Genomic DNA, 26,274 nt, shown 5'->3' with positions numbered 1-26,274 from the left:
CTCATGCCGGTGCCGCCCAGAGGCACCTCTGAAACCGCTCTCCAGGAGTCTGCAATGGCTGAAATCCTCTCGCTCCACGACGCCGTGAAGCAGTTCGTCAACGACGGCGACAGCGTCGCCCTCGAAGGCTTCACGCATTTGATCCCGACCGCCGCCGGGCACGAAATCATTCGTCAGGGCAAGAAGGATCTGACCCTGGTGCGCATGACCCCAGACCTGATCTACGACCAGCTGATCGGCGCCGGCTGCGCCCGCAAGCTGATCTTCTCGTGGGGCGGCAACCCGGGTGTCGGGTCGCTGCACCGCCTGCGTGACGCGGTCGAGAAGCAGTGGCCGCACGCCATGGAAATCGAAGAACACAGCCACGCCGACCTCGCCAACGCCTACGTTGCCGGTGCCTCGGGCCTGCCGTTCGCGGTGCTGCGCGCCTACGCCGGCTCCGACCTGCCCAAGGTCAACCCGCTGATCAAGAGCGTGACCTGCCCGTTCACCGGTGAGGTGCTGGCCGCCGTGCCGTCGGTTCGCCCGGATGTCACCGTGATCCACGCGCAGAAGGCCGACCGCAAGGGCAACGTGCTGCTGTGGGGCATCCTGGGTGTGCAGAAGGAGGCCGCCCTGGCCGCCAAGCGCTGCATCGTCACCGTGGAAGAGATCGTCGACGACCTCAACGCGCCAATGAATGCCTGCGTGCTGCCCACCTGGGCACTGTCGGCAGTGTGCCTGGTACCGGGCGGGGCGCACCCGTCCTACGCGCACGGCTACTCCGAGCGTGACAACCGCTTCTACCAGGCCTGGGACCCGATTGCCCGCAGCCGTGAGACCTTCACCGCCTGGATCGACGAATACATTCGCGGCACCGCCGACTTCCCTGCCTTCAAGGCAAAACTGGCCAGCGCTTCGGAGGCTGCACAATGAGCTACTCCACCAGTGAAATGATGACCGTTGCCGCTGCCCGCCGCCTGCGCAACGGCGCTGTGTGCTTCGTCGGCATCGGCCTGCCGTCCAAGGCCGCCAACCTGGCACGCCTGACCTCTTCGCCCGACGTGGTGCTGATCTACGAATCGGGCCCTATCGGCGCCAAGCCAACGGTACTGCCGCTGTCCATCGGTGACGGCGAGTTGGCCGAAACCGCCGATACCGTGGTGCCCACCGGCGAGATCTTCCGCTACTGGCTGCAGGGCGGGCGCATCGACGTGGGCTTTCTGGGCGCCGCCCAGGTCGACCGTTTCGGCAACATCAACACCACCGTGGTCGGCGACTACCACCAGCCCAAGGTACGCCTGCCGGGTGCCGGTGGCGCACCGGAAATCGCCGGCTCCGCCAAGACCGTGCTGATCATCCTCAAGCAGTCCTCGCGCGCCTTCGTCGACAAGCTCGACTTCATCACCTCGGTCGGCCACGGCGAAGGCGGTGACTCGCGCAAACGCCTGGGCCTGCCCGGTGCCGGCCCGGTGGGCATCATCACCGACCTGTGCATCATGGAACCTGAAGCCGGCAGCAACGAATTCGTGGTCACCTCGATTCACCCGGGTGTGACCCGCGAGCAGATCGTCGCCGCCACCGGCTGGGCGATCCGCTTTGCCGACAGCGTCGAAACCACCGTGGCGCCGAGCGAAGTCGAGCTGACTGCGCTGCGCGACCTCGAAGCGCGCACGGCGGCCGCCCACGGCCAAGCGCCGGGAGAAGCCTGATGCGTGACGTATTCATCTGCGACGCGATTCGCACCCCCATCGGCCGCTTCGGCGGCGCCCTGGCCGGCGTGCGCGCCGACGACCTGGCGGCGGTACCGCTCAAGGCCCTGATCGAGCGCAACCCCACCGTGCAATGGGACCAGCTCGACGAAGTGTTCTTCGGCTGCGCCAACCAGGCCGGTGAAGACAACCGCAACGTAGCGCGCATGGCCCTGCTGCTGGCCGGGCTGCCCGACAGCGTGCCGGGTGTGACCCTCAACCGCCTGTGCGCCTCGGGCATGGACGCCATCGGCACGGCGTTTCGCGCCATTGCCAGCGGCGAGATGGAGCTGGCGATTGCCGGCGGCGTCGAGTCGATGTCCCGTGCACCGTTCGTGATGGGCAAGGCCGAAAGCGCCTACTCGCGCAACATGAAGCTGGAAGACACCACCATCGGCTGGCGCTTCATCAACCCGCTGATGAAGGCCCAGTACGGCGTGGACGCGATGCCGCAGACCGCCGACAACGTGGCCGACGACTATCAGGTATCGCGCGCCGACCAGGATGCCTTCGCCCTGCGCAGCCAGCAGCGCACCGCCAAGGCCCAGGCCGCCGGCTACTTCGCCGAAGAGATCGTGCCGGTGCGCATCGCGCACAAGAAGGGCGAGACCGTGGTCGAGCACGACGAACACCCGCGCGCCGACACCACCCTCGAAGCCCTGGCCAGGCTCAAGCCGGTCAACGGCGCGGACAAGACGGTCACCGCCGGCAACGCCTCGGGCGTCAACGACGGCGCCGCGGCGCTGATACTGGCGTCGGCCGAGGCGGTGCAAAAGCATGGCCTGACCCCGCGCGCGCGCGTGCTCGGCATGGCCAGTGCCGGCGTTGCCCTCCGGGTAATGGGCATCGGCCCGGTGCCGGCGGTGCGCAAGCTGATCGAGCGCCTGGGCGTGGCGGTCACCGATTTCGACGTGATCGAGCTCAACGAAGCGTTCGCCAGCCAAGGCCTGGCCGTGCTGCGCGAACTCGGCATTGCCGACGACGCGCCGCAGGTCAACCCCAACGGCGGCGCCATTGCCCTGGGTCACCCGTTGGGCATGAGCGGCGCACGCCTGGTGCTGACAGCGCTGCACCAGCTGGAGAAATCCGGCGGGCGCAAAGGCCTGGCGACCATGTGCGTGGGTGTCGGGCAGGGCCTGGCCCTGGCCATCGAGCGCGTGTAAATCAATGACCTCGCTGCTGCGACCTCCACGCAAGGTCGGGGCAGCGGGGTGATTGTTCTGTGGAACGTGAGTGTTACCGAGTGTGTCTAGACTTCAGACATCCTCCCAGAGTGAATTGCCATGACTTCAATCCATTACACCGGCGAAGAACGCAGCAAACGCATTTTCGCCATCGTCGGTGCCTCCTCGGGCAACCTCGTGGAATGGTTCGACTTCTACGTCTATGCCTTCTGCGCGATCTACTTTGCCCCGGCTTTCTTCCCCTCCGACGACCCGACGGTGCAGCTGCTCAACACCGCCGGCGTGTTCGCCGCCGGGTTCCTGATGCGGCCCATCGGCGGCTGGCTGTTCGGCCGTGTGGCCGACCGCCACGGGCGCAAGAATTCGATGATGATCTCGGTGCTGATGATGTGCGCCGGCTCGCTGGTGATCGCCTGCCTGCCGACCTACGCCAGCATCGGTGCCTGGGCACCGGCGCTGCTGTTGCTGGCGCGGCTGTTCCAGGGCCTGTCGGTGGGCGGCGAATACGGCACCACCGCCACCTACATGAGCGAGGTGGCCCTGCGCGGTCAGCGCGGTTTCTTTGCTTCGTTCCAGTACGTGACCCTGATCGGCGGCCAACTGCTGGCGGTGCTGGTGGTGGTGATCCTGCAGCAACTGCTCACCGAAGATGAGCTGCGCGCCTGGGGCTGGCGCATCCCGTTCGTGGTGGGTGCCATCGCGGCGGTGATCTCGCTGTTCCTGCGTCGCTCGCTGGAAGAGACCAGCAGCGCCGAAACCCGCAACGACAAGGATGCCGGCAGCCTCGGCGGCCTGTTCCGCAACCACAAGGCGGCGTTCATCACCGTGCTTGGCTACACCGCCGGCGGCTCGCTGATCTTCTACACCTTCACCACCTACATGCAGAAGTACCTGGTGAACACTGCAGGCATGAGCGCCAAGACCGCCAGCTTCATCATGACCGGCGCACTGTTCCTGTACATGTGCATGCAGCCGCTGTTCGGCATGCTCTCGGACCGCATCGGCCGGCGCACCTCGATGCTCTGGTTCGGCGCCCTGGGCACCCTGTGCACGGTGCCGATCCTGCTTACCCTGAAAACCGTCACCAGCCCGTTCCTGGCCTTTGTGCTGATCACCCTGGCGCTGGCCATCGTGAGCTTCTACACCTCGATCAGCGGGCTGGTCAAAGCCGAGATGTTCCCGCCGCAGGTACGTGCGCTGGGCGTGGGCCTGGCCTACGCGGTGGCCAACGCGATCTTCGGCGGCTCGGCCGAATATGTGGCACTGGGGCTCAAGTCGCTGAACATGGAAAACGCCTTTTACTGGTACGTTACGGTGATGATGGCGATTGCCTTCCTGTTCAGCCTGCGCCTGCCCAAGCAGGCGGCGTACCTGCACCACGATCATTGAGAAGGACCACCGATGAACCAACGTCCGGGCAATCAGCTGTTCGATGCCTACTTCACCGCGCCGGCCATGCGCGCCGTGTTTTCCGACCGTGGCCGAGTGCAGGGCATGCTCGATTTCGAAGCCGCGCTGGCCCGCGCCGAGGCGGCGGTGGGGCTGATCCCGCAGGTGGCGGTGGCACCGATCGAAGCGGCCTGCCAGGCCGAGCGCTATGACTTCGCGGCCCTGGCCGAGGCCATCGCGGTGGCCGGCAACTCGGCCATCCCGCTGGTCAAGGCGCTGGGCAAGGTGATTGCCAGCGGCGTGCCCGAAGCCGAGCGCTTCGTGCACCTGGGCGCTACCAGCCAGGATGCGATGGACACCGGGCTGGTGCTGCAATTGCGCGATGCCCTGGGCCTGATCGAAGCCGACCTGGCGCGCCTGGCCGACAGCCTGGCGCACCAGGCGCTGCAGCATGCCGACACGCCGCTGGCCGGGCGCACCTGGCTGCAACATGCAACGCCCGTGACCCTGGGCATGAAGATCGCCGGCTGGCTCGGTGCACTCACCCGTCACCGTCAGCGCCTGCAGGAGCTCAAGCCGCGCCTGCTGAGCCTGCAGTTCGGCGGCGCCTCCGGCACCCTGGCGGCGCTGGGCAACAAGGCATTGCCGGTGGCCGAGGCGCTGGCCGGGCAGCTCAGGCTGAGCCTGCCCGAGCAGCCCTGGCATACCCAGCGTGACCGCCTGGTGGAGTTCGCCTCGGTGCTGGGCATGATCGCCGGCAGCCTGGGCAAGCTGGGACGCGATGTGAGCCTGCTGATGCAGACCGAGGCGGCGGAGGTGTTCGAGCCTGCTGCGCCGGGCAAGGGCGGCTCGTCGACCATGCCGCACAAGCGCAACCCGGTGGGCGCGGCGGTGCTGATCGGCGCCGCTACCCGTGTACCGGGGCTGGTGTCCACGCTGTTCGCGGCCATGCCCCAGGAGCACGAGCGCAGCCTGGGCCTGTGGCATGCCGAATGGGAAACCCTGCCCGAGATCTGCTGCCTGGTGTCCGGCGCCCTGCGCCAGGCCCAGGTGATTGCCGAGGGCCTGGAGGTGGATGCTGCGCGCATGCGCCGCAACCTCGACCTGACCCAGGGCCTGGTGCTGGCCGAGGCGGTCAGCATCGTGCTGGCCCAGCGACTGGGCCGGGACACCGCACACCACCTGCTGGAAACCTGCTGCAAGCGTGCGGTGGCCGAACAGCGTCAGCTGCGCGACGTGCTGGGCGACGATCCGCAGGTGACTGCCGAGCTGTCGGCGGACGAACTCGACCGCCTGCTCGACCCTGCTCATTACCTGGGCCAGGCCCGCGTGTGGGTGGCGCGGGCGGTGGCTGAACACCAACAATTCAAGCGTTGAAGGAGGCCGTTGTGGCTAGCGTACAACTCGCTGATGGCGTACTGAACTACCGGCTCGACGGGCCCGAGGGCGCACCGGTGCTGGTGCTGTCCAACTCGCTGGGCACCGACCACACCATGTGGGACCCGCAACTGCCGGCATTTGCCGCGCATTTTCGGGTACTGCGCTACGACACCCGCGGGCATGGCCAGTCGCTGGTGACCGAGGGGCCGTACAGCATCGAGCAACTGGGGCGTGACGTGCTGGCACTGCTGGACGCGCTGAAGATCGAGCGGGCGCATTTCTGCGGCCTGTCCATGGGCGGGCTGATCGGGCAGTGGCTGGGCATCCATGCCGGCGAGCGCCTGAACCGCCTGATCGTGTGCAACACCGCAGCCAAGATCGGCAACGACGAGGTGTGGAACCCGCGCATCGACATGGTGCTGCGCGACCGCGAGGCGGCGATGGTGGGGCTGCGCGACGCCTCCATCGAGCGCTGGTTCACCAAGGCCTATGCGCAGGCCAACCCGGACCAGGCCAAGCGCATCACCGACATGCTGGCGGGTACTTCGCCCGATGGCTATGCGGCCAACTGCGGCGCGGTGCGCGATGCGGACTTCCGGGGCCAGCTGGGTGAGATCAAGGTGCCGCTGCTGGTGATTTCCGGCAGTGCCGATGCGGTCACGCCGCCGGCTGGCGGGCGCTTCATCCAGGAACATGTGGTGGGTGCCGAGTATGCCGAGTTCCAGGCGGCGCACCTGTCCAACGTTGAAGTCGGCGCGCCGTTCAGCCGCCGCGTGATCGATTTTCTGCTGGCCCGCTGAGGAGTAGGTTGTGGACGAAAAAGAACGTTACGAGGCCGGCATGCAGGTGCGGCGTGCGGTACTGGGCGATGCCCATGTGGACCGCAGCCTGAGCAACCTCACCGAGTTCAACGGCGAGTTCCAGGAAATGATCACCCGGCACGCGTGGGGCGATATCTGGACGCGGCCGGGGTTGCCACGCCATACCCGCAGCCTGATCACCATCGCGATGCTGATCGGCATGAACCGCAATGAAGAGCTGAAGCTGCACTTGCGGGCGGCGGCGAACAACGGCGTGACCCGCGAAGAGATCAAGGAAGTGCTGATGCAGAGCGCGATCTATTGCGGGATCCCGGCGGCCAATGCCACGTTCCACCTGGCGGAGTCGGTGTGGGATGAACTGGGCGTCGAATCCCGCGCCTGATCTTCAGGGCCTCTTCGCCAGCAAGGCTGGCTCCTACAGTGTGTGCGTGTCGTTGTAGGAGCCGGCCTTGCCGGCGAACGGGCCTTCAGATCGCCGCCTTTTTCGAGCGACTACCCACCGGCCCCGCATTCGCCTCGATCGACCGCTTCAACTCCCCGCGCAACCCCAGCACAAACGCCATCTCCGCCACCACGAACAACGGCCCCACGATCAGGCCGCTGATGTCGTCCACAAACGCCGGCTTGCGCCCCTCGTAATAGTGGCCGACGAACTGGATCACCCAGCCCACCACGAACAGCCCCAGCCCCGCACCCAGCCACACCAGCGTGCTCTGAACCGCCAGTACCTGCCCGGCCCACAGGCACAAGCCCAGCAACACGCTCATCAGCAACCCGAAGCGGGTGTCCAGGCGCAGGTAGAACCACGCCGACCACAGCGCCACCAGCAATGCAGGCGACAGCCACACCCCGCCCAATGCCATGCCCGGACGCGACAGCAGCACCGTGACCGCCACCACGATCAGCGGGATACCCACGAAGTGCGTGGCGATGTTGCGTGGGTCGCGGTGGTAGGCCGCGTATTGACTCAGGTGCTCGACGAGGCTTTTCATTGTTGTTCCTCCTGTAGGATTGCCCGAGCTTGCCCTGCGCAGGCACCGTCGTCTGTCGGCTAGCCGACAGTGTCACCACGAGGCCCCCGATGAACGCTTCAACCTTGCGCCAGGGTCACTGGTTCAAACAGTTGCCCGCTACCCTGCAGGATAGCCTGCTGCACCTGGCCCGGCCCGTGAGCCTGGAGGCCGGCGCCTGCCTGTTCCAGCGCGGCGACCCGCCTTGCGGACTGTACGCGGTGCTCGATGGCGCCATCCGCATCGGTGCGGTCAGCGCCCAGGGCAAGGAGGCGGTGCTGACCCTGATCGAGGCCCCGCACTGGTTCGGCGAGATCTGCCTGTTCGACGACCAGCCACGTACCCACGACGCCTATGCCGAAGGTGGCACCCACCTGCTGCGGGTGCCCCAGGGCGCGCTGGTGAAATTGCTGGATGCGCAACCGCGTTACTGGCGTGAATTCGCCTTGCTGATGAGCCACAAGCTGCGCCTGGCCTTTGTCGCGCTGGAGCAGCAGAGCCTGATGAGTGCCGCGCCGCGGGTGGCCTACCGGCTGCTGCAGATCGCCGCCGGTTACGGCGAAGTGGAGGGGGCCAGGAGGGTGTTGCAATTGTCCCAGGAGCAACTGGCGCTGATGCTCGCGCTGTCGCGCCAGACCACCAACCAGATTCTCAAGGCGCTGGAGCAGGATGGCGTGCTGCGCCTGAGCTACGGCGAGATCGAGATTCTCGACCCCGCGCGCCTGGCACTGATGGCTAATCCGGCTGGAACGGCGACTGGCTGAGGATCACCCCGGTTTCCTCGACGTACTTCTGCCATTCGCCGAGCAGGGCCTGCAGTTTTGCCGGCTGCGCCTGCGCCAGGTCGTGGACCTCGCCGGGGTCGATGCTCAGGTCGTACAGCTGCCAGGTGGCCGGCCCCACCGGGCCTGGAATGTACACCGCCTTCCAGTGCCCCTGGCGAATAGCCCGGCGCCCGAACAGCTCCCAGCCGGTGACGGTGTGCTCGTCGTGTACCTGCTCGGTCTCGCCCGACAGGTAGCCCAGCCACGACTTGCCGCGCAGCGGCGCCACGTCGCGCCCGCGCCAGCGTTTGCCCGGGTGGCGGATGCCGGCCAGGTCCAGCAGGGTCGGGGTGATGTCCATCACGGTGCTGAACTGATGGCTGACCTGCCCCTGGCGCGCCAGTGCCGGGTAGTGCAGCAGGGCCGGCACGCGAATGCCGCCTTCGGTGGTGAAGGCCTTGAACAGCCGCGACGGTGCGGTGGCCGCCTGGGCCCAGTGCGGGCCGTACCACACGTAGGAGTTGGCGCGGCCGATGTTGTCCAGGCTGTTGTCGTAGTGCTGGTCCAGGTAGCTGGCCAGGTGCGGGCCGAACTTGGGGAAGGCTTCGAGCAGCGCGCCCTCGGCACCGTTGTCGGACATGAACAGCACCAGGGTGTTGTCCAGCAGGCCCTGGTTGCGCAGGTAGCCGAGCACCCGGCCGATGTTCCAGTCCATGCGCTCGACCATCGCCGCGTACACCTCCATGGCGCGTGCCGAGCGCTGGCGCTGTTCGTCGCTCAGCGCCTGCCATTGTTCATCCACCGGGTGCGCCTGCACCTCGGCGCCGATCAGGCCCAGGGCGCGCAGTTTTTCCAGGCGCTCCTGGCGCAGCACCTCGGGCCCGGCGTCGTAGCGCCCCTTGTAGCGCGCCACCACCTCGGCCGGCGCCTGCAACGGCCAGTGCGGCGCGGAGAACGGCAGGTAGGCGAAGAACGGCCGGCTCTGGTCGCGCTCCTTGAGGTACTGCAGCAACTTGTCGCCGAAGGCGTCGGAGGAATAGAAGCCTTCGGGTAGCGCTTCGACGAAGGTGTCGTCCTCGATGTACAGCGCCGGGGTCGATTTGAGCAGGCCGGGGGTGTGTTCGTCGTAGGTGGGTTCGAAGCCATAGTGGTTGGCCGCGCCCGGCAGCAGCGCGAACGAACGTTCGAAGCCTCGCGCATGTGGCGCCAGCTCGGCCTTCAGGCCCAGGTGCCACTTGCCGCTCATCAGTGTCTGGTAGCCGGCCTCGCGCAGCAGCTCGGGCAGCGCCACCACGCGGTCATTGAGGTAACCCTCGTAGCCCGGCTTGCCGATCAGCTCCGGGGTCAGCGCCTCGGCCATGGTGCCGATGCCGGCGATGTGGTGGTCGGTGCCGGTCAGCAGCATCGAGCGGGTCGGCGAGCAGGTGGGCGCGGTGTGGAAGTCGGTCAGGCGCAGGCCGGCAGTGGCCAGGGCGTCCAGGTGCGGCGTGGCGATTTCGCCGCCGAAGGCACCCAGGTCGGAAAAGCCCAGGTCGTCGGCAACGATGATCAGGAAGTTGGGGCGTTGGCTCATGGTCGGCACTCAGCAGGCAAGGTAGGTCAGGGGCAGGTCGCGGATCTGCTCCACGGCGGGCGGCAGGTAGCGCTCATCGTGGGTCAGTTCGTGCAGCAGGGTTTCGCGCAGGCGGTGGAACGCCAGGCTGGCGCGCTGGCGCGGGTGCGGCAGGTCGACCTCGACGATGCGCTTGATCCGCCCCGGGCGCGGTTCGAGCACCACCACGCGGTCGGCCAGGAATATCGCTTCCTCGACATCGTGGGTTACCAGCAGGGTGGTGATGCGCGCCCGTTCGCGAATGGCCAGCAGTTCGTCCTGCATCTGCTGGCGGGTAAGGGCGTCGAGGGCGCCGAAGGGTTCGTCCAGCAGCAGTATGCGCGGGCTGGCCACCAGCCCGCGGGCAATCGCCACGCGCTGGGCCATGCCGCCCGAAAGCTGGTGCGGGTAGGCCTGGGCAAAGTCTTCGAGGCCCACCAGGCTGATGAAGTCGGCCACCCGCCGGGCGCGCCGGGTGCGCTCCAGGCCCTCGTTGACCAGGCCCAGGTCGATGTTCTCGGCCACCGTCAGCCAGGGGAACAGGCGGTGCTCCTGGAACACGATGCCGCGCTCGCTGCCGATGCCGTGCACCGGCTGGCCGTCGATCAGGATCTGCCCCTGGTACTCGGCGTCCAGGCCCACCAGCAGGCGCAGCAGGGTGGACTTGCCGCAGCCGCTGGCGCCGACGATGGCGACGAATTCGCCGTCGGCGATCTGCAGGTTGAAATCGCGGATCGCTTCCAGTTCGCCGTCGGCCACGCTGAAGCGCTTGCCGACCTGGTTGAAGCTGACCCGTGGGTGAGCGAGTGCGTTCATGCCCGTCTCCAGCGCGTGGCGCGCAGTTCGATGTGTTGTCCGACGGCGCCGAGCAGGGCGCCGGTGAGGCCGACCAGCAGCATGCCGGCCGTGATCAGGTCCATGCGCAGCAGTTGCTGGGCGCCGATCATCAGGCTGCCGATGCCGCCGCCGGACGGCATGAAGTACTCGGCGCCGATGGTGCCCAGCCAGGCGTAGATCAGGCCGACCCGCAACCCGGCGAAGATGCCCGGCGCGGCGCCCGGCAGCACCAGCCTGCGCAGGCGCTGGGCACCGCTCAGGCGCAGCACGCGGGCGGCTTCGTCGAGCTGTGCAGGCAGGCTGGCAACCGCGCGCTGGGTGGCGATGAACAGCGGGAAGAATGCCGCCAGGCCGACGAATACCCATTTGGCCAGTTCGCCCAGGCCGAACCAGGCGGTCAGCAGCGGCACCCAGGCGAAGATCGCGATCTGGCGCAGCCCGGCCAGGCTCGGGCCCAGCAGGCGCTCGGCGCGGCGCGACAGGCCCAGCAGCAGGCCGAAGGCAAAGCCCAGGCTGCCGCCCAGCAGCAGGCCGCCCAGCGCTCGCCCGACGCTGACGGCCAGCGCGCCGCTCAAGGTGCCGTCGAGCACGCCGGCCCAGGTGCTGTGCACCACCTCCAGCGGCGCCACCAGAATGTTCGCATCGACCCAACCGTACTGGCTTGCCAGTTGCCACAGCACCAGCAGCGCCAGCGGCAGGCCCAGGGCATGCAGGCGCTGCCAGCCACGCAGCGGGCGCACCCGCAGTTGTGCGGTGGCCGGGTGCGGCCAGTGCAGCAGGCGGCGGTCGAGCCAGCCCAGGCCGCGGTCCATCAGCAGCCCGAGCACGCCGATCACGGCGATGCACACGAACACGATGTCGAGCATGAACAGTTGCCGTGCCCACACCATCAGGTAGCCCAGGCCTTCGCTGGAGGCCAGCAGCTCGACCGCCAGCAGCGAGGTCCAGCCGGCCGCCAGGGCCAGGCGCACACCGGCCAGAAACGCCGGCAGCGCAGCGGGCAGGATCAGCCGGCGAACCAGCAGGTGCGTGGGCAGGCGCAGTACCGCCGCCGCTTCGCGCAGGCGCGGTTGGGCATCGCGCACGCCCACCAGGGTGTGCAGGGTCACCGGCACGATCACCGCCTTGACCAGCACCACCAGCTTGAGCACTTCGCCGATGCCGAACAGCACCATGAACAGTGGCACCCAGGCCAGCGTGGGGATCTGCGCCAGGGCGTTGAAAGTCGGCAGTACCAGGCGTTCGGCGCGCTGGCTGAAGCCCAGCCAGGCGCCGAGCACCGCACCGGCCCCGACCCCGGCCACCAGCCCCAGCAGCAGGCGTTGCAGGCTGATGGCCAGGTGTGCCCACACCTCGCCGCGACCCAGTTCCACGGCGCTGTCCCATACCAGTGCAGGTGGTGGCAGTATCTGCTCGCTCATCCAGTGGTTGCGGCTGGCCAGCCACCACACCGCCGCCAGCAGCACGGGCAGATACCAGGCTTGCAGGCGCTGCCAGGGCAGGCTGCGCAGACGCGGCAGGCCAGGGGCGGGGGCCAGTGAGGAAAGGGCGGTACGGGTCATGCAGGCCTCGCTATTTGTATATTTCTTATGGGTATATGCAGAAGAAATTACATTCGATTGAGCGATAAGAACTGCATTTAAAGCCGCTGACTCGCCGCGCAGCCAATGCATTCGAAGCATATTTTGGTTGTGTGCAATGCATACCCCGCAGGGCCGGGCCTGACAGGGCTTATATGTAATCTGGTTATTAAAATGTAATTTAATAGTATTTAAAGATTGGCATCCGCTATGGGTAGCGTGGCCGCACCATTACAAGGAGCTGTGTGCCATGAACCTGTCGATCAATCGTGTTTTCAGCCTGTTCGCCACCCCCGCACTGGCCGCCGTGATCGGCTGGATGCCGACACTGGCGCAGGGCGCCGAGCTCAAGCAGATCCGCATCGCGGTGCCCGACCTGAGTGCCGGCACCCAGCATTCGGGCGGTGGCATCACCGACGTGCTGCAACAGCAACAGCTGCTGGAGAAAGCCTTCGCCGCCGACGGCATCAGCATCCAGTGGAACTACTTCAAGGGTGCGGGGCCGGTCATCAACGAGGCGTTCGCCAATGGCCAGGTGGACTTCGCCTACCTGGGCGACCTGGCGGCGATCATCGGCAAGGCCAATGGCGTCGACACCCGCCTGGTGGCCGCCACCGCGCGCGGGGTCAAACACTACCTTGGGGTGGTGCCGGGCAGCGGCATCAAGACCCTGCAGGACCTCAAGGGCAAGCGCGTGGCCGTGTTCCGTGGCACCGCCACGCAGCTTTCGTTCGATGCCGCGCTGGCCAGCCAGGGCCTGAGCGAGAAGGACCTCAAGGTCATCAACCTGGATTTCAGCGCGGCTATCGCCGCCCTGGCGGCCAGGCAGATCGACGCCACCTGGGGTTCCACCGGCATCAGTGCGCTGGCCGATCGCGGCCTGGCCGAACTGCCGCTCAATACCCGCGATCTGGGCGGGGCGGGCAATGTGCAGGCGGTGCTGGTGGCCGCCGGCGCCTTCGTCGATGCGTACCCGGCAGTGGTCGAGAAGTTCGTCGCCGCGCAGCAGCCGGCGGTGCAATGGCTGACCGACGATGCCAACAAGGACGCCTACATCCAGCTGGTGTCGGAGCGTGCCAGCTACCCGCCGGCGATCCTGCAGCGTGACCTCAGCCAGGAGCGCCTGAGCGCGGTGTTCGACTCGACCCTGGACCCCGACTTTCTCGCCCGCCTGCAAGCCTCGGTGGACCTCGCCGCGCAGCAACGCCTGATTCGCAAACCGTTCAAGGTCGACCAGTGGCTGGCGCCGCAGGCTACCCGACCAGCGCCTGTGGCGCAGGCTGGCGGTCAAGGTTGATCAGGGTCTCGATCATCGCCCGCGCCGCAGGGGACAGGCGGTAGCCGCTGCGGCTGACGATGCCGCAGCGGGCATTGAAGCTGTCGAGGTTGGCCGGCAGGTTGCGCCAGTGCAGTCGCACCAGTTCGCCGGCCTGCACCGCCGCGCCGTAGGCCTCTTCGCTGCCGATGCCGATGGCATTGGTGCCGAGCACGATCTTGAGCAGGGTGGGTTGGTGCTCGCTCTGGATCTGCGGCGAAAAGTCGGTCTTGCCGCTGAGGTTGGCCAGCAGCTTGCGCACCCCTGGCGGAATCAGCGAACAGGCCAGCGGGTAGTCGAACATGTCGTTGGTCGACAGGCTGTCCTTGGCCAGCAGCGGGTGCCCGGGGCGGCAGAAGAACAGGCCGCGGCGCGGGGTCAGGGCCAGGGTCTGGAAGTTGGGGTCGGCTTCGAAGTGGCGGATGTCGGCGACGAAGAACTCGATCTCTTCGCGGCTCAGCGCCCGGCTGAGCGTTTCCCAGTTTGAAACCTCGAAATGCGTGCGCACCTTGGGGTGGGCGTTGATGAACTGCGCCACCGCCTGCGGCACCAGGTTCACCGCCGGTGCGGGGCCGCAGCCAAAGCGCAGCTCGCCGGCATCGAGCTTGGTCATCTGCTGCACCTCGCTGCTCAGCTGCGCCGCGCCCTGCACCAGGCGCAGGGCGTGCTGCAGCACCACCTGGCCTTCGGGCGTGGGGCGCAGATCCTTGTTGGCGCGGTCCACCAGCACACAGCCGAACTCCTGCTCCAGGCCCTGGATGCTGCGGCTGAAGGCGGGCTGGGTGATGCCCATGGCGTCGGCGGCGCGCACGAAACTGCGGTGTTCGGTGAGGGCGATGAAGTAGCGCAGTTGGCGAAGATCCATATGCTTTTCCGGCATTCCAAAAATAGGGCGAAGGTATTTGCCGCCCCGGGAGTCTGGGTTTTAAATGCAAGCTCTTATTCCGTCAATGAAGCACTTGCATATCTGTTAGAGCTTATTTGCATATAGATAGCGCCAGAGTTTCATCGGCACTTACCGTGACGCAACCGATGAGGGACGAACCATGAGCAACGCCGCATTTGCCGCAGCACCTGTCAGCCATGCGCTGGAGATTCATCCGGTGGCCGGGCGCATCGGTGCCGAAATTAGTGGGGTGACACTGGGCGCCGACCTGGCCCCGGCGGTGGTGGAGGCGATCCAGGCCGCGCTGGTGCAGCACAAGGTGATCTTCTTCAGGGGCCAGACGCAGCTGGACGACCAGACCCAGGAAGCCTTCGCGCACCTGCTGGGCGAGCCCATCGCGCACCCGACCGTGCCGGTGCGCGACGGCACCCGCTACCTGCTGGAACTCGATGGCGGGCAAGGGCGTCGGGCCAACTCCTGGCACACCGACGTGACCTTCGTCGAGGCGTACCCCAAGGCGTCGATCCTGCGTTCGGTGGTGGCGCCGGCGTCGGGGGGCGATACGGTGTGGGCCAATACCGCCAGCGCGTACGATGACCTGTCACCGGCCTTGCAGGCGCTGGCCGAGCAGTTGTGGGCGGTGCACAGCAACGAGTACGACTATGCCGCGACCAAGCCGAACGTGAGCCTGGAGCAGTTGGAGAACTACCGCAAGGTGTTCACTTCGACGGTGTACGAGACCGAGCATCCGGTGGTGCGGGTGCACCCGGTGAGCGGTGAGAAGCACCTGCTGCTGGGGCATTTCGTGAAGCGCATCAAGGGCTATTCGAAGGCCGATTCGGATCACCTGTTCAACCTGCTGCAGAGCCATGTGACGCGCCTGGAGAACACCGTGCGCTGGCGCTGGCAGGCCGGGGACGTGGCGATCTGGGACAACCGCGCGACCCAGCATTATGCGGTGGATGACTACGGTACCCAGGGGCGCGTGGTGCGCCGGGTGACGCTGCAGGGGGATGTGCCGGTGGGGGTGCAGGGGCAGCGTAGCCGCACGCTGAAGGGGTAATGAGTTTGTAGTGTCTGAACATACCTATTCGCCGGCAAGGCCGGCTCCTACAAGGGTAGCGCGGGCCTGTAGGAGCCGGCCTTGCCGGCGAAGGGGTTCAGAGAAAGCTGATCGGGTAGCTGACGATCAGGCGGTTCTCGTCGAATGCATTGGTGCTGAAGTCGCGGCGCATGGTCGAGTTGCGCCATTTGAACGACAGGTTCTTCAGGCTGCCGGACTGGATCACGTACGCCAGCTCCGATTCCCGCGCCCATTCCTTGCCGTCGCTGACCACGGCGGTGTGCACGTTGTCGCCCTTGATGTAGCGGTTCATCAGGGTCAGCCCCGGCACGCCAAGCCCGGCGAAGTTGAAGTCGTGACGCAGCTGCCAGGAGCGCTCCTTGGCATTGTCGAAGCTGGCGTTGTAGCTGTCGTTGGCCAGGGTGCCGCCACTGGTGCCGTTGACCCGCATCCACAAGTCGTCGCCGCTGACCTTCTGCAGCCCCACGTAGAAGGTGTTGCTGCCATAGCGTGCCGAAAGCAGCGCCGAGGCGGTGCGGTTGTCGAGCTTGCCGGCACGCTCGGCGCCGTCTTCCTTGCCGATGAAGTAGCCCAGGTTGGCGCCCAGGGTCCAGTCGCCCAGCGGCTGGCTGTGCACCAGGTTGATGTATTGCTGGTTGTAGATGTCCTTGAGCTGGGCGTTCCACACCCCGACCAGGGTGCGCTTGTTGTTGAAGGTGTACTCGCCACCGGCAAAGTTGAAGCGGTCGGAGGTGATACCGGCGCGGCCGTTCATGGACATGTCGTCCATGCTCGCGTCGTTGCGCGGGCTGTTGCCGCGAAATTGCCCGGCATACAGGGTCAGGCCGTCGATTTCCTGGGAGGTCAGCTGGCCGCCGCGAAAGGTCTGCGGCAGCGAGCGGCCGTCGTCCGAACGCAGGATCGGCAGTACCGGCATCCATTCGCCGACCTTCAGCTCGGTCTTCGAGACCTTGGCCTTGAGCGCCACGCCCAGGCGTCCGAAGTCATCGGCCGGGCGGCCGTCATCGTGTACCGGCAACAGGTGCGTGCCGGCGGTACCCTTGCCGCCGTCGAGCTTGACCGAGTACAGGCCCAGCACGTCGACGCCGAAGCCGACGGTGCCCTGGGTGAAGCCGGACTTGGCGTCGAGGATGAAACTCTGGGTCCATTCCTCGCCCTTGCCCTGGGGGTTGGCCGGGTCGACGAAGTTGCGGTTGATGTAGAAGTTGCGCAGGTTGAGGCCAACCTTGGCGTCTTCGACAAAGCCCCCTTCGTCGGCCAGGGCGGGCAGGGCGCAGCTCATGGCAAGCAGGCCGGGGAACAGGTGACGTGCGGGCTGGAAAGTGTTCATCGTTAGGGCGTCTCTTGTTTTTATGTTGGGGCGATGGCGGATGGATGGTGCTGTGGCAGGCAGGAGGGAATCAATTCGTTACAGGCGGAATTGGGCGATAACCGAACACTAACTGTCTGGTTACTTTTGGTAGGGGCAGGCTTGCAGGCACAAAAAAGCCCACCGCGAAGGGTGGGCTGTTGTGTCGCCACGCTATCGAATCAACCCTTGGGCGACTCGATCGACGCTTGCTGGCGGGCATCACCGGTGCGCTCGTACCAGCCGCCACCCAGGGCCTTGTACAGGTTGACCTCGCTGACCAGCTGCGACAGCCGGTCGCTGATCAGGGCCTGTTGGGCACTGAACAGGTTGCGCTGGGCATCCAGGAACGTCAGGTTGCTGTCGATACCGATACGGTAGCGACGCTCGGCCAGGCGGTAGTAGTCCTGGTTGGCTTCGACCAGATCACGCTGGGCCTGCAACTGCTCGTTGAAGGTCTGACGCGCCGCCAGCCCATCGGAGACTTCCTGGAAGGCAGTCTGGATGGTCTTTTCGTACTTGGCGACGTTGATGTCCTTCTGGATCTTCGAGTAGTCCAGGCTTGCACGCAGGCTGCCGGCGTTGAAGATCGGCAGGTTGATCTGCGGCTGGAACAGCCAGGTGCCCGAGCCGCCCTTGAACAGCCCGCCCATGTCGGGGCTCAGGGTCCCGGCGTTGGCGGTCAGGCTGATGCTCGGGAAGAACGCTGCGCGCGCCGCGCCGATGTTGGCGTTGGCGGCCTTGAGCAGGTGCTCGGCCTCCTGGATGTCGGGACGACGCTGCAGCACGTCCGACGGCAGGCCGGCCGGCACGTCGGCCAGCAGGTCGCTGTCGAGTTTCATGCCGTTGGGCAGGTTCGCCGGCACGCCGGTGCCGACCAGCACGGCCAGGCTGTTCAGGTCCTGCGCCACCAGGCGCTGGTACTGGGCCAGCTTGACCCGTGCGCCCTCGACCGAGGTACGCGCCTGGCTCAGGTCCAGGGCCGAGGCCACGCCGACTTCGCTGCTGCGACGGGTCAGGGCATAGCTCTGCTCGTAGGTCTTGAGCGTGTCTTCGGTGAGCGTCAGCAGCTCCTTGTCGGCCTGCCAGGTGAAGTAGGCGTTGGCCACGCTGGCCACCAGGCTGATCTGCGTGGAACGACGCGCCTGTTCACTCGACAGGTAGGTTTCCAGGGCCTGCTCGCTGAGGCTGCGCACCCGACCGAACAGGTCGAGTTCGTAGGCACTCACGCCCAGGGTGGCCGAGTACTGGCTGTTGATGCTCGACTCGCCGGTCTGCGAAACGTTGGCCGGCACCCGCTGGCGGCTGCCGCTGCCGGTGGCCGAGACCGCCGGGAACAGGTCGGCCCGCTGGATGCGGTACTGCGCCCGGTAGGCATCGATGTTCAGCGCGGCGACCCGCAGGTCGCGGTTGTTGACCAGCGAGGTCTGGATCAGTTGCTGCAGCGCCGGGTCATGGAAGAACTGGCGCCAGCCCTGTTCGGCCGCAGCCACGTCGGCCGACTGGGTCGGCGAGTAGGCCGGCCCTTGCGGCCACTGGGCCGCCACCGGCGACTCGGGGGTCTGGTAATCAGGGATCAGCGAGCAGCCACCGAGAATGAAGGCGGTGACTGCCAGGGACAACAGGGACTTACTCATTGCCCGGCCTCATAGCGTGGGGTTTCAGGTTTGGCGTCCTCTTCTTCGGGCTTCTTGCTACCGAACAGCGACGACACGCTTACGAAGAACAGTGGTACCCAGAAGATCGCCAGTACCGTTGCGGTGATCATGCCGCCGATCACACCGGTACCGATGGCGTGCTGGCTGCCGGAGCCTGCACCCGTGGCGATGGTCAGCGGCACCACGCCCAGGATGAACGCCAGCGAGGTCATGATGATCGGACGCAGACGCATGCGGCACGCCTCGATCGCCGCATCGACCAGGCTGCGGCCCTGCTCGTGCAGTTCCTTGGCGAACTCGACGATCAGGATCGCGTTCTTCGCCGCCAGGCCGATGGTGGTCAGCAGCCCCACCAGGAAGTACACGTCGTTGGACAGCCCGCGCATGCTGGCCGCCATCAGCGCACCGATGATACCCAGCGGCACCACCAGCACCACCGCGATCGGGATCGACCAGCTCTCGTACAGTGCCGCCAGGCACAGGAACACCATCAGCAGCGACAGCGCGAACAGTGCCGGCATCTGCGAGCCCGACAGCTTCTCTTCGTACGACATGCCGGTCCAGGCGAAGCCGACACCGGCTGGCAGTTGTGCAGCCAGGCGTTCGACCTCGGCCATGGCCTCACCGGTACTGTAGCCAGGGGCTGGCGCACCGAGTACTTCCATTGCCTCGACACCGTTGTAACGCGACAGCTTGGGTGCACCGTAGCTCCACTCGCCGCTGGCGAAGGAAGAGAACGGCACCATCTCGCCGGCGGCGTTGCGCACGTACCACTTCTGCAGGTCTTCAGGGCTCATGCGCGAATCGGCAGTGCCTTGCAGGTAGACCTTCTTGACCCGACCACGGTCGATGAAGTCGTTCACATAGCTGGCACCCAGGGCGATCGACAGGGTGTTGTTGATATCGGCGATGGTCACGCCCAGGGCACTGGCGCGTTCGTCGTCGATGGTCAGCTGGTATTGCGGCTCATCGTTCAGGCCGTTCGGACGTACCTGGGTGAGGATCTTGCTCTGCGCGGCCATGCCCAGGAACTGGTTGCGCGCTTCCATCAGCTTGTCGTGGCCGACGCCGGCGCGGTCCTGCAGGAACACGTCGAAACCGGTGGCGTTACCCAGCTCCAGTACGGCCGGCGGGGCGAAGGCGAACACCATCGCGTCGCGGAAGCTGAAGAAGTGCTGTTGGGCACGGGTTGCCAGGTTGAACACGCTGTTTTCGGCAGAACGTTCACCCCACGGCTTGAGCATGATGAAGGCCATGCCCGAGCTCTGGCCGCGGCCGGCGAAGTTGAAGCCGTTCACGGTGAACACCGAGGCCACTGTGTCGGACTCCTTGTCCAGCAGGTAGGCGCGCATTTCGTCGACCACCGCCTGGGTGCGCTCGGCACTGGAACCGGCCGGGGTCTGCACCTGGGCGAACAGTACGCCCTGGTCTTCCTCGGGCAGGAACGCGGTAGGGATACGCATGAACAGCCACACCATGCCCACCACGATCAGGATGTAGGCCAGGAAGTACGGGGCCTTGTGACGCAGGATGTTGCCCACGCCGCGCTCGTAGCTCTGCACGCTGCGGTCGAAGTTGCGGTTGAACCAGCCGAAGAAGCCACGCTTGGCGGTATGGTGCTCGCCTTTCTTGACCGGCTTGAGCATGGTGGCGCACAGCGCCGGGGTGAAGATCAGCGCGACCAGCACCGACAGGCCCATGGCCGACACGATGGTGATCGAGAACTGCCGGTAGATCACGCCCGTGGAGCCGCCGAAGAACGCCATCGGCAGCAGTACCGCCGACAGTACCAGGGCGATACCGACCAGGGCACCCTGGATCTGGCCCATGGACTTCTTGGTCGCCTCCTTGGGTGACAACCCCTCTTCGGACATCACCCGCTCGACGTTTTCCACCACCACGATGGCGTCGTCCACCAGCAGGCCGATGGCCAGGACCATGGCGAACATGGTCAGGGTGTTGATGCTGAAGCCTGCTGCGGCAAGGATGCCGAAGGTGCCGAGCAATACCACCGGTACGGTCATGGTGGTGATCACGGTGGCGCGGAAGTTCTGCAGGAACAGGTACATCACCAGGAACACCAGCACGATCGCCTCGATCAGGGTGTGGATCACCCCACTGATCGATTCGGTGACCACAGGCGTGGTGTCATACGGGAACACCGCCTTCATGCCAGGCGGGAAGAACGGCTCCAGCTCGGCGATGGTGTTGCGCAGTGCCTTGGCGGTGTCCAGTGCGTTGGCCCCGGTTGCCAGCTTGATCGCAAGGCCGGAAGCCGGCTTGCCATTGAACTGTGCGCTGACGCTGTAGTTCTCGCCCCCCAGGCTGACGTCGGCGACATCGCCCAGGCGGACCTGGGAACCGTCACGGTTGACCTTGAGCAGGATCTTCTCGAACTGCTCGGCGGTCTGCAGGCGGGTCTTGCCGATGATGGTGGCGTTGAGCTGCGTGCCGGGCAGGGCAGGCAGGCCGCCCAGCTGACCGGAGGACACCTGCACGTTCTGCGCGGCCACGGCGGTCTTGACGTCCACCGGGGTCAGCTGGAACTTGTTCAGCTTGGCCGGATCGAGCCAGATACGCATGGCGTACTGGGCACCGAACACCTGGAAGTCACCCACACCGGCGGTACGCGAGATCGGGTCCTGCATGTTGGAGACGATGTAGTTCGACAGGTCGTCCTTGGTCATGCTGCCGTCTTCGGACACCAGGCCGATCACCAGCAGGAAGTTCTTCACTGCCTTGGTCACGCGGATACCCTGCTGCTGCACTTCTTGCGGCAACAGCGGGGTGGCCAGGTTCAGCTTGTTCTGCACCTGGACCTGCGCGGTGTCAGGGTTGGTACCCTGCTCGAAGGTGGCGGTAATGGTCATGCTGCCGTCCGAGTTGCTCTCGGACTGCACATAACGCAGGTTGTCGATACCGTTGAGCTGCTGCTCGATCACCTGGACCACGGTGTCCTGCACGGTCTGCGCCGAGGCGCCCGGGTAGGTCACGGCGATGGCGATGGCCGGCGGCGCGATGCTCGGGTACTGGTTGATCGGCAACTTGACGATCGACAAGGCCCCGACCAGCATGATCACCAGGGCGATTACCCAGGCAAAGATGGGGCGATCGATAAAGAATCTCGACATGGTTTATTCCCCTTTGGCCCCTGCTGACGCTGCATTGGCCTGGGACGGTTGGGCAGGCTTGACGTTGGTGGCTTCGCTGACCTTGACCTCGACGCCCGGCTTGACGAACTGCAGGCCTTCGGTGATCAGGCGGTCGCCCGGCTTCAGGCCTTCCTCGATCAGCCAGTCGCTGCCAACGGTACGGCTGGCCTTGAGCTGGCGCAGTTCGACCTTGTTGTCCTTGTCCACGATCAACGCGGTGGGCTGGCCCTTGAGGTCACGGGTCACGCCTTGTTGCGGGGCGAGGATCGCGTTGGCGTTCACGCCGGCGGCCAGGCGTGCATGCACGAACATCCCTGGCAGCAGGTTGTGCTCGGGGTTGGGGAACACGGCGCGCAGGGTTACCGAGCCGGTGGTCTGGTCGACCGAGACTTCGGAGAACTCCAGGCGGCCTTCGTGGGTGTAGGTGGTGCCGTCTTCCAGGTTCAGCGAGACCTTGGCGGCGTTGGCGCCGGCCTTCTGCAGTTGACCGCTTTCGAGCTCGCGGCGCAGCTTGAGCAGCTCGGCCGAAGACTGGGTGACGTCGACGTAGATCGGGTCCAGCTGCTGGATCACCGCCATGGCATCGGCCTGGCCGTTGTTGACCAGCGCACCTTCGGTGAACATCGAGCGTCCGATACGGCCGCTCAGTGGCGCCAGCACCTTGGTGTAGCGCAGGTCGATCTGTGCGCTGCGCAGCGAGGCTTCAGCCTGCAAACGTTTGGCTTGTGCGTCGTCGTATTCCTGACGGCTCACGGCCTGCTCGGCCACCAGTTGCTTGTAGCGGTCCGACAGCGAGCGGGTCGATTGCAGGTTGGCCTGGGCGCTGGCCAGGGTCGCCTCGTACACCGACGGGTCGATCTGGTACAGCTGCTGGCCTTCCTTGACCTCGCTGCCTTCCTTGAACAGACGCTTGAGAATGATGCCGTTGACCTGTGGACGCACTTCGGCCACGCGGTAGGCGATGGTGCGCCCCGGCAGGTCGGAAGTCAGGGTATAGGCCTGGGATTGAAGGGTCACGACGCCGACCTGAGGAGCTTGCGCCGCAGGCGCCGCTTCTTCCTTTTTACAGCCGCTGAGCAGTGTTGCCAGGGCGACGGCGGAAACCAGAGCGGAAACAGCTGGCTTGAATTGCATGAAGATCCTCGGGTCGAAAGAGCTGAAGACGCTCAAGAGTAATGGAAACGGGATGAAGGGAAAATTAATTCCGGGTGGATAAGTAGGATGCTAAGGAATATACTTACATTCATGCTTGTTTGTAAATACCCGTGGCGCACCTTGTCGAGGTGACCACAGGCTTGATTAAGACACCCGGTAGAGGGCCCGACAGTGGCCATACCGGCTCAGAACCCGGACGCCCGCAGCGCGCGTCCGGCTCCTTGATGAGGTTGTACTGCCATGGTCCGTCGCACCAAAGAGGAAGCTCAGGAAACCCGCCAACAGATACTCGAGGCCGCCGAAAAAGCTTTCCATGCCCGTGGGGTGGCGCGTACCACCCTGGCGGATATCGCCAAGCTGGCCGGGGTGACCCGGGGTGCCATCTACTGGCACTTTCAGGACAAGGGCGAACTGGTGCAGGCCCTGCTCGACAGCTTGCGTGAGCCGATCGAGGCGCTGGCCCAGGCCGGCGAGAGCGAAGACGAGCCGGATCCGCTGGGCTGCATGCGCAAGTTGCTGATTCAACTGATGCAGCAGATGCTGCACGAGCCGCGTACCCGGCGCATCAATGAGATCCTGCATCATAAGTGTGAATTCACCGATGACATGTGTGAGATCCGTCAGCAGCGCCAGGCCACGACCCGCGACTGCTACGAGCGTATAGCGCTGACGTTGACCAATGCAGTCAGGCGTGGGCAATTGCCTGCGGACATGGACCCGCAGCGTGCCGCTATTGCAATATTCGCTTACATCGACGGCATCATTGGCAGCTGGCTGCTGCTGCCGGACAGTTTCGATATTGCCGGGGATGCCGAGCGGTGGGTGGATACCGGGCTGGATATGCTGCGCTTGAGCCCGTCGCTGCGCAATTGAGCATTTGTGAGCATTTGTGAAGGTTGGCATAGGACGTTTCCCTGTCGTGCCCTGTGCCCGGTCAACAAAAAACACCGGCGCTGCTTGGAACGGTAGTCGGTGACCGGGTAGTCTGCCCCCAAGGACCATCAACTTTTCATAGAGCCCTGGCATGAGTGCGCACAACCCGACCCTCAAAGGTGCCGAGCAGCCGCTCAAGGCAATCGCCCTGATGTGCATGGCGGTGCTGTTGTTCGCCAGCCACGATGCCCTGTCCAAATACCTTTCCGGTTTCTATGCCATCGTCATGGTGGTGTGGGCGCGCTATGTGGTGCACACCCTGCTGATGCTGGTGGTGTTCGTGCCGCGCAGCGGCTTCTCGGCGGTGGTGCGTACACGCCGCCCCGGCCTGCAACTGGCCAGGGCGCTGTGCCTGATCGGCACCAGCCTGTTCTTCACCACCGGCCTGCGTTACATCCCCCTGGCCGAAGCCACCGCCGTGAACTTCCTTGCGCCTCTGCTGGTAACCGCATTGTCGGTACCGCTGCTGGGTGAACGGGTCAGCCGCGCCCAGTGGCTGGCGGTACTGGCCGGGTTTGTCGGCGTGCTGATCGTGGTGCGCCCGGGCGGGGCGCTGTTCACCCCCGCAATCCTGCTGCCGTTGTGTTCGGCCTTCTGCTTTGGCTGCTACCAGTTGCTCACGCGCAAGCTCAGCGGCATCGACAGCCCGACCACCAGCAACTTTCTCACCGGCATCTTCAACAGCCTGATCATGACCGCGCTGGTGCCATTCTTCTGGAGCATGCCGACCCTGGGGCATGGCCTGTTCATGATCGGCCTGGGCACCTGCGGGATGCTCGGGCACATGCTGCTGACCCAGGCCTTCCGGCACGCCGCGCCGGCCATGCTGGCGCCCTTCAGCTACGGGCAGATCCTGTTCGCCGGCCTGTACGGCTACCTCATTTTCAATCACACCCCGGACGCCTACGGCGTGGTTGGCATTGCGGTCATTTGCCTGAGCGGCCTGGCTGTGGCCTGGGCGCAGCGGCGCAACTGACTACTGCCGGCCGCGCAGCTCGCGGTTGGGCAATGCCAGTGCCGCCGACAGCCCCAGCAGGGAGACGGCGGCGCTACCCAGCAACAGGTTGCGAAAGGTCTGCAGCAACTGCGCCTGCACCGCCGCACTGGCCTGGCCGTCCTTGAGGCTGCCGATCAACGCCTCACCGGCCAGGCTGAAGCCGCTGTCGTTCAGCAGGCTGAGCAGCAGTGCCGACATGCAGGCCACGCCCATCGCCCCGCCCAGCGAGCGGAACAGGTTGGTGGTGCTGGTCGCCACGCCGATGTCCCGTGGCTCCACTGCGCTCTGGGTTGCCACCAGCGAGGTGGGGAACTGCAGGCCCGAGGCGATGCCGGTCAGCAGCATGAACGCGCCACTGAGCAGCACGCCGTCGATCGGGCTCAGGGCCATGCCGATGATCGCCACCGGCATCAACAGTGCACCGCCCAGAATCTGCGGCTTGTAGCGCCCGGTCAGGCTGGTCAGGCGGCCGCCGCAATAGGCGCCGATCGGCAGGCCCATGGCCAGGGGCAGCAGGTGCAGGGCGGCGCTGTCGGCCCCCGCCCCGGTGATGCTCTGAAAGCGCAGCGGCATCAGCATGGTCAGCGAGATGGCCTGGAAACTGGTGAAGAAGATCGTGCACCAGCACAGCACTGCCACCCGGTTGCCGAACAGCTGCAACGGCAGCAGTGGCTCGACGGCGCGGCGTTCGTGCAGCACGAATACGCCCAGCCCGAACAGGGCTGCCAGCAGCAGGCCGGCAACCGGGCCGGACCCGATGGGCTGGCCCTGGCCGATCAGGGTGATGCCCAGCAGCAGGGCCGTCAGGCCCAAGATCAACAGCACCGCGCCGGGGTAGTCCACCTGCGCCTTGCGTTGCGGCGTGGCCAGCCCGCGCAGGGTACGCTCGGTGACCCACCAGGCGGTTAGCCCCAGCGGCAGGTTCAGCCAGAACACCCAGCGCCACGACAGGTACTCGGTCAGCAGCCCGCCCAACACCGGGCCGGCGACGCTGGCCAGGGCATACATGCTGCTGAAATAACCCTGGTAGCGACCGCGCTCGCGGGGCGGCACGAAGTCGCCGATGATCGCCTGGCTGACCGACACCATGCCGCCCGCGCCGATGCCCTGCAGTACCCGCGCCAGCACCAGTTGCTCCATGTTCTGTGCCAGCGCGCAGAACAGCGAGGCCAGGGTGAAAAGCCCGGTACCGGTCAGGATCATGCGCCGTCGGCCGTACAGGTCGCCGAGCTTGCCGTAGATCGGCACCGCCACGGTCATGGCCACCATGTAGCCGGAAATCACCCAGGCCAGCAGGGTCACGTCGTTGAATTGCGCGGAGATCGCCGGCATCGAGACCGCGACGATGGTCTGGTCCAGCGCGCCGAGGAAGATCGCCAGCATCAGCGCGACGAGCACGCTGCGCAGGGCGGGTTGCGGAGTGTTCAATTGCGTCACGGGGCAGCTCTGGGCAAGTGGAC

General features: G+C 65.9%; 22 protein-coding genes. 12 read left to right on the top strand and 10 right to left on the bottom strand.

All coding sequences use genetic code 11. The features are described 5' to 3' along the window. Positions 1-54 precede the first annotated feature (54 nt). The 7 genes from N0B28_RS21020 (at position 55) to pcaC (ending at position 6,886) form a co-directional block, all read left to right on the top strand. Positions 55-915: a CoA transferase subunit A gene (locus N0B28_RS21020; protein WP_043860749.1), complete on the top strand. Its 861-nt coding sequence runs from the start codon at positions 55-57 to the stop codon at positions 913-915. Further along, entirely contained in the window at positions 912-1,691 is a 780-nt protein-coding gene (locus N0B28_RS21015) for a CoA-transferase subunit beta (protein WP_275728528.1), read from the top strand. Before N0B28_RS21020 ends, N0B28_RS21015 begins: the two co-directional genes overlap by 4 nt. Next, the gene (gene pcaF, locus N0B28_RS21010; RefSeq protein WP_275732091.1) at positions 1,688-2,893 is read left to right on the top strand and encodes a 3-oxoadipyl-CoA thiolase; all 1,206 of its coding nucleotides are present in this window, start codon (positions 1,688-1,690) and stop codon (positions 2,891-2,893) included. The genes N0B28_RS21015 and pcaF overlap by 4 nt, the downstream gene beginning before the upstream one ends. A gap of 120 nt (positions 2,894-3,013) precedes the next feature. After that, positions 3,014-4,303, top strand: a complete 1,290-nt coding sequence (locus tag N0B28_RS21005) for an MFS family transporter (RefSeq protein ID WP_054914806.1) — start codon at positions 3,014-3,016, stop codon at positions 4,301-4,303. 12 nt (positions 4,304-4,315) lie between these two features. Then, positions 4,316-5,680, top strand: a complete 1,365-nt coding sequence (locus N0B28_RS21000) for a 3-carboxy-cis,cis-muconate cycloisomerase (protein WP_043860753.1) — start codon at positions 4,316-4,318, stop codon at positions 5,678-5,680. An 11-nt stretch (positions 5,681-5,691) separates the two neighbouring features. Continuing rightward, positions 5,692-6,483 carry a 3-oxoadipate enol-lactonase gene (pcaD, locus tag N0B28_RS20995; protein WP_078479548.1) on the top strand — a complete coding sequence of 264 codons (792 nt, stop codon included), beginning with the start codon at positions 5,692-5,694 and terminating at the stop codon, positions 6,481-6,483. A 10-nt stretch (positions 6,484-6,493) separates the two neighbouring features. Next, complete coding sequence (pcaC, locus tag N0B28_RS20990; RefSeq protein ID WP_043860755.1) at positions 6,494-6,886, top strand: 4-carboxymuconolactone decarboxylase; 393 nt, start codon at positions 6,494-6,496, stop codon at positions 6,884-6,886. Between the two features lie 85 nt (positions 6,887-6,971). Here pcaC and N0B28_RS20985 read toward each other — a convergent pair whose 3' ends face one another. After that, positions 6,972-7,496, bottom strand: a complete 525-nt coding sequence (locus tag N0B28_RS20985; protein ID WP_196932600.1) for an Mpo1-like protein — start codon at positions 7,494-7,496, stop codon at positions 6,972-6,974. Positions 7,497-7,585: 89 nt separating this feature from the next. On the opposite strand from N0B28_RS20985, the gene N0B28_RS20980 reads away from it, so the two are divergent. Continuing rightward, positions 7,586-8,278, top strand: coding sequence for a Crp/Fnr family transcriptional regulator (locus tag N0B28_RS20980; protein WP_275728520.1), 693 nt, complete (start codon positions 7,586-7,588; stop codon positions 8,276-8,278). On the opposite strand, the gene N0B28_RS20975 is transcribed toward N0B28_RS20980, so the two are convergent. Genes N0B28_RS20975 through N0B28_RS20965 form a run of 3 tightly spaced genes read right to left on the bottom strand, consistent with a single transcriptional unit; the run spans position 8,250 to position 12,268 of the window. After that, complete coding sequence (locus N0B28_RS20975; protein WP_104571991.1) at positions 8,250-9,851, bottom strand: arylsulfatase; 1,602 nt, start codon at positions 9,849-9,851, stop codon at positions 8,250-8,252. The two genes, N0B28_RS20980 and N0B28_RS20975, sit on opposite strands and share 29 nt — an antisense overlap. A gap of 9 nt (positions 9,852-9,860) precedes the next feature. Then, on the bottom strand, positions 9,861-10,685 hold the full coding sequence (locus N0B28_RS20970; protein WP_043860759.1) for an ABC transporter ATP-binding protein: 825 nt from the start codon (positions 10,683-10,685) through the stop codon (positions 9,861-9,863). Beyond that, on the bottom strand, positions 10,682-12,268 hold the full coding sequence (locus tag N0B28_RS20965) for an ABC transporter permease (RefSeq protein ID WP_275728516.1): 1,587 nt from the start codon (positions 12,266-12,268) through the stop codon (positions 10,682-10,684). Before N0B28_RS20965 ends, N0B28_RS20970 begins: the two co-directional genes overlap by 4 nt. A gap of 268 nt (positions 12,269-12,536) precedes the next feature. Between N0B28_RS20965 and N0B28_RS20960 the strand changes: the two genes are divergently transcribed. After that, the gene (locus N0B28_RS20960; protein WP_043860761.1) at positions 12,537-13,583 is read left to right on the top strand and encodes an ABC transporter substrate-binding protein; all 1,047 of its coding nucleotides are present in this window, start codon (positions 12,537-12,539) and stop codon (positions 13,581-13,583) included. On the opposite strand, the gene N0B28_RS20955 is transcribed toward N0B28_RS20960, so the two are convergent. Then, positions 13,540-14,466, bottom strand: coding sequence for a LysR family transcriptional regulator (locus tag N0B28_RS20955; protein ID WP_088515518.1), 927 nt, complete (start codon positions 14,464-14,466; stop codon positions 13,540-13,542). The genes N0B28_RS20960 and N0B28_RS20955 overlap by 44 nt on opposite strands. A gap of 181 nt (positions 14,467-14,647) precedes the next feature. Here N0B28_RS20955 and N0B28_RS20950 point away from each other — a divergent pair, with 181 nt between their 5' ends. Next, on the top strand, positions 14,648-15,550 hold the full coding sequence (locus N0B28_RS20950; RefSeq protein ID WP_275728510.1) for a TauD/TfdA family dioxygenase: 903 nt from the start codon (positions 14,648-14,650) through the stop codon (positions 15,548-15,550). 97 nt (positions 15,551-15,647) lie between these two features. Here the strand turns inward: N0B28_RS20950 and N0B28_RS20945 are convergent, their stop codons facing one another. The 4 genes from N0B28_RS20945 to N0B28_RS20930 form a co-directional block, all read right to left on the bottom strand. Then, on the bottom strand, positions 15,648-16,901 hold the full coding sequence (locus tag N0B28_RS20945) for an OprD family porin (RefSeq protein ID WP_058540912.1): 1,254 nt from the start codon (positions 16,899-16,901) through the stop codon (positions 15,648-15,650). A 200-nt stretch (positions 16,902-17,101) separates the two neighbouring features. Then, complete coding sequence (locus N0B28_RS20940; protein WP_043860765.1) at positions 17,102-18,556, bottom strand: AdeC/AdeK/OprM family multidrug efflux complex outer membrane factor; 1,455 nt, start codon at positions 18,554-18,556, stop codon at positions 17,102-17,104. Next, positions 18,553-21,708, bottom strand: coding sequence for a multidrug efflux RND transporter permease subunit TtgB (gene ttgB / locus N0B28_RS20935; RefSeq protein ID WP_043860766.1), 3,156 nt, complete (start codon positions 21,706-21,708; stop codon positions 18,553-18,555). The genes N0B28_RS20940 and ttgB overlap by 4 nt, the downstream gene beginning before the upstream one ends. A 3-nt stretch (positions 21,709-21,711) precedes the next feature. Continuing rightward, the gene (locus N0B28_RS20930; RefSeq protein ID WP_054914799.1) at positions 21,712-22,863 is read right to left on the bottom strand and encodes an efflux RND transporter periplasmic adaptor subunit; all 1,152 of its coding nucleotides are present in this window, start codon (positions 22,861-22,863) and stop codon (positions 21,712-21,714) included. A gap of 261 nt (positions 22,864-23,124) precedes the next feature. On the opposite strand from N0B28_RS20930, the gene N0B28_RS20925 reads away from it, so the two are divergent. Then, entirely contained in the window at positions 23,125-23,757 is a 633-nt protein-coding gene (locus N0B28_RS20925; protein ID WP_043860768.1) for a TetR family transcriptional regulator, read from the top strand. Positions 23,758-23,908: 151 nt separating this feature from the next. After that, positions 23,909-24,793 carry a DMT family transporter gene (locus N0B28_RS20920; protein WP_043860769.1) on the top strand — a complete coding sequence of 295 codons (885 nt, stop codon included), beginning with the start codon at positions 23,909-23,911 and terminating at the stop codon, positions 24,791-24,793. On the opposite strand, the gene N0B28_RS20915 is transcribed toward N0B28_RS20920, so the two are convergent. After that, positions 24,794-26,197, bottom strand: a complete 1,404-nt coding sequence (locus tag N0B28_RS20915) for an MDR family MFS transporter (RefSeq protein WP_196932635.1) — start codon at positions 26,195-26,197, stop codon at positions 24,794-24,796. Between the last annotated feature and the right edge of the window lie 77 nt (positions 26,198-26,274).

The organism is Pseudomonas sp. SD17-1, from assembly GCF_029201585.1.
Taxonomy (GTDB): domain Bacteria; phylum Pseudomonadota; class Gammaproteobacteria; order Pseudomonadales; family Pseudomonadaceae; genus Aquipseudomonas; species Aquipseudomonas palmensis.
Note: the sequence above shows the minus strand (reverse complement) of the source record. Positions and strands in the feature narration are given on the sequence as shown.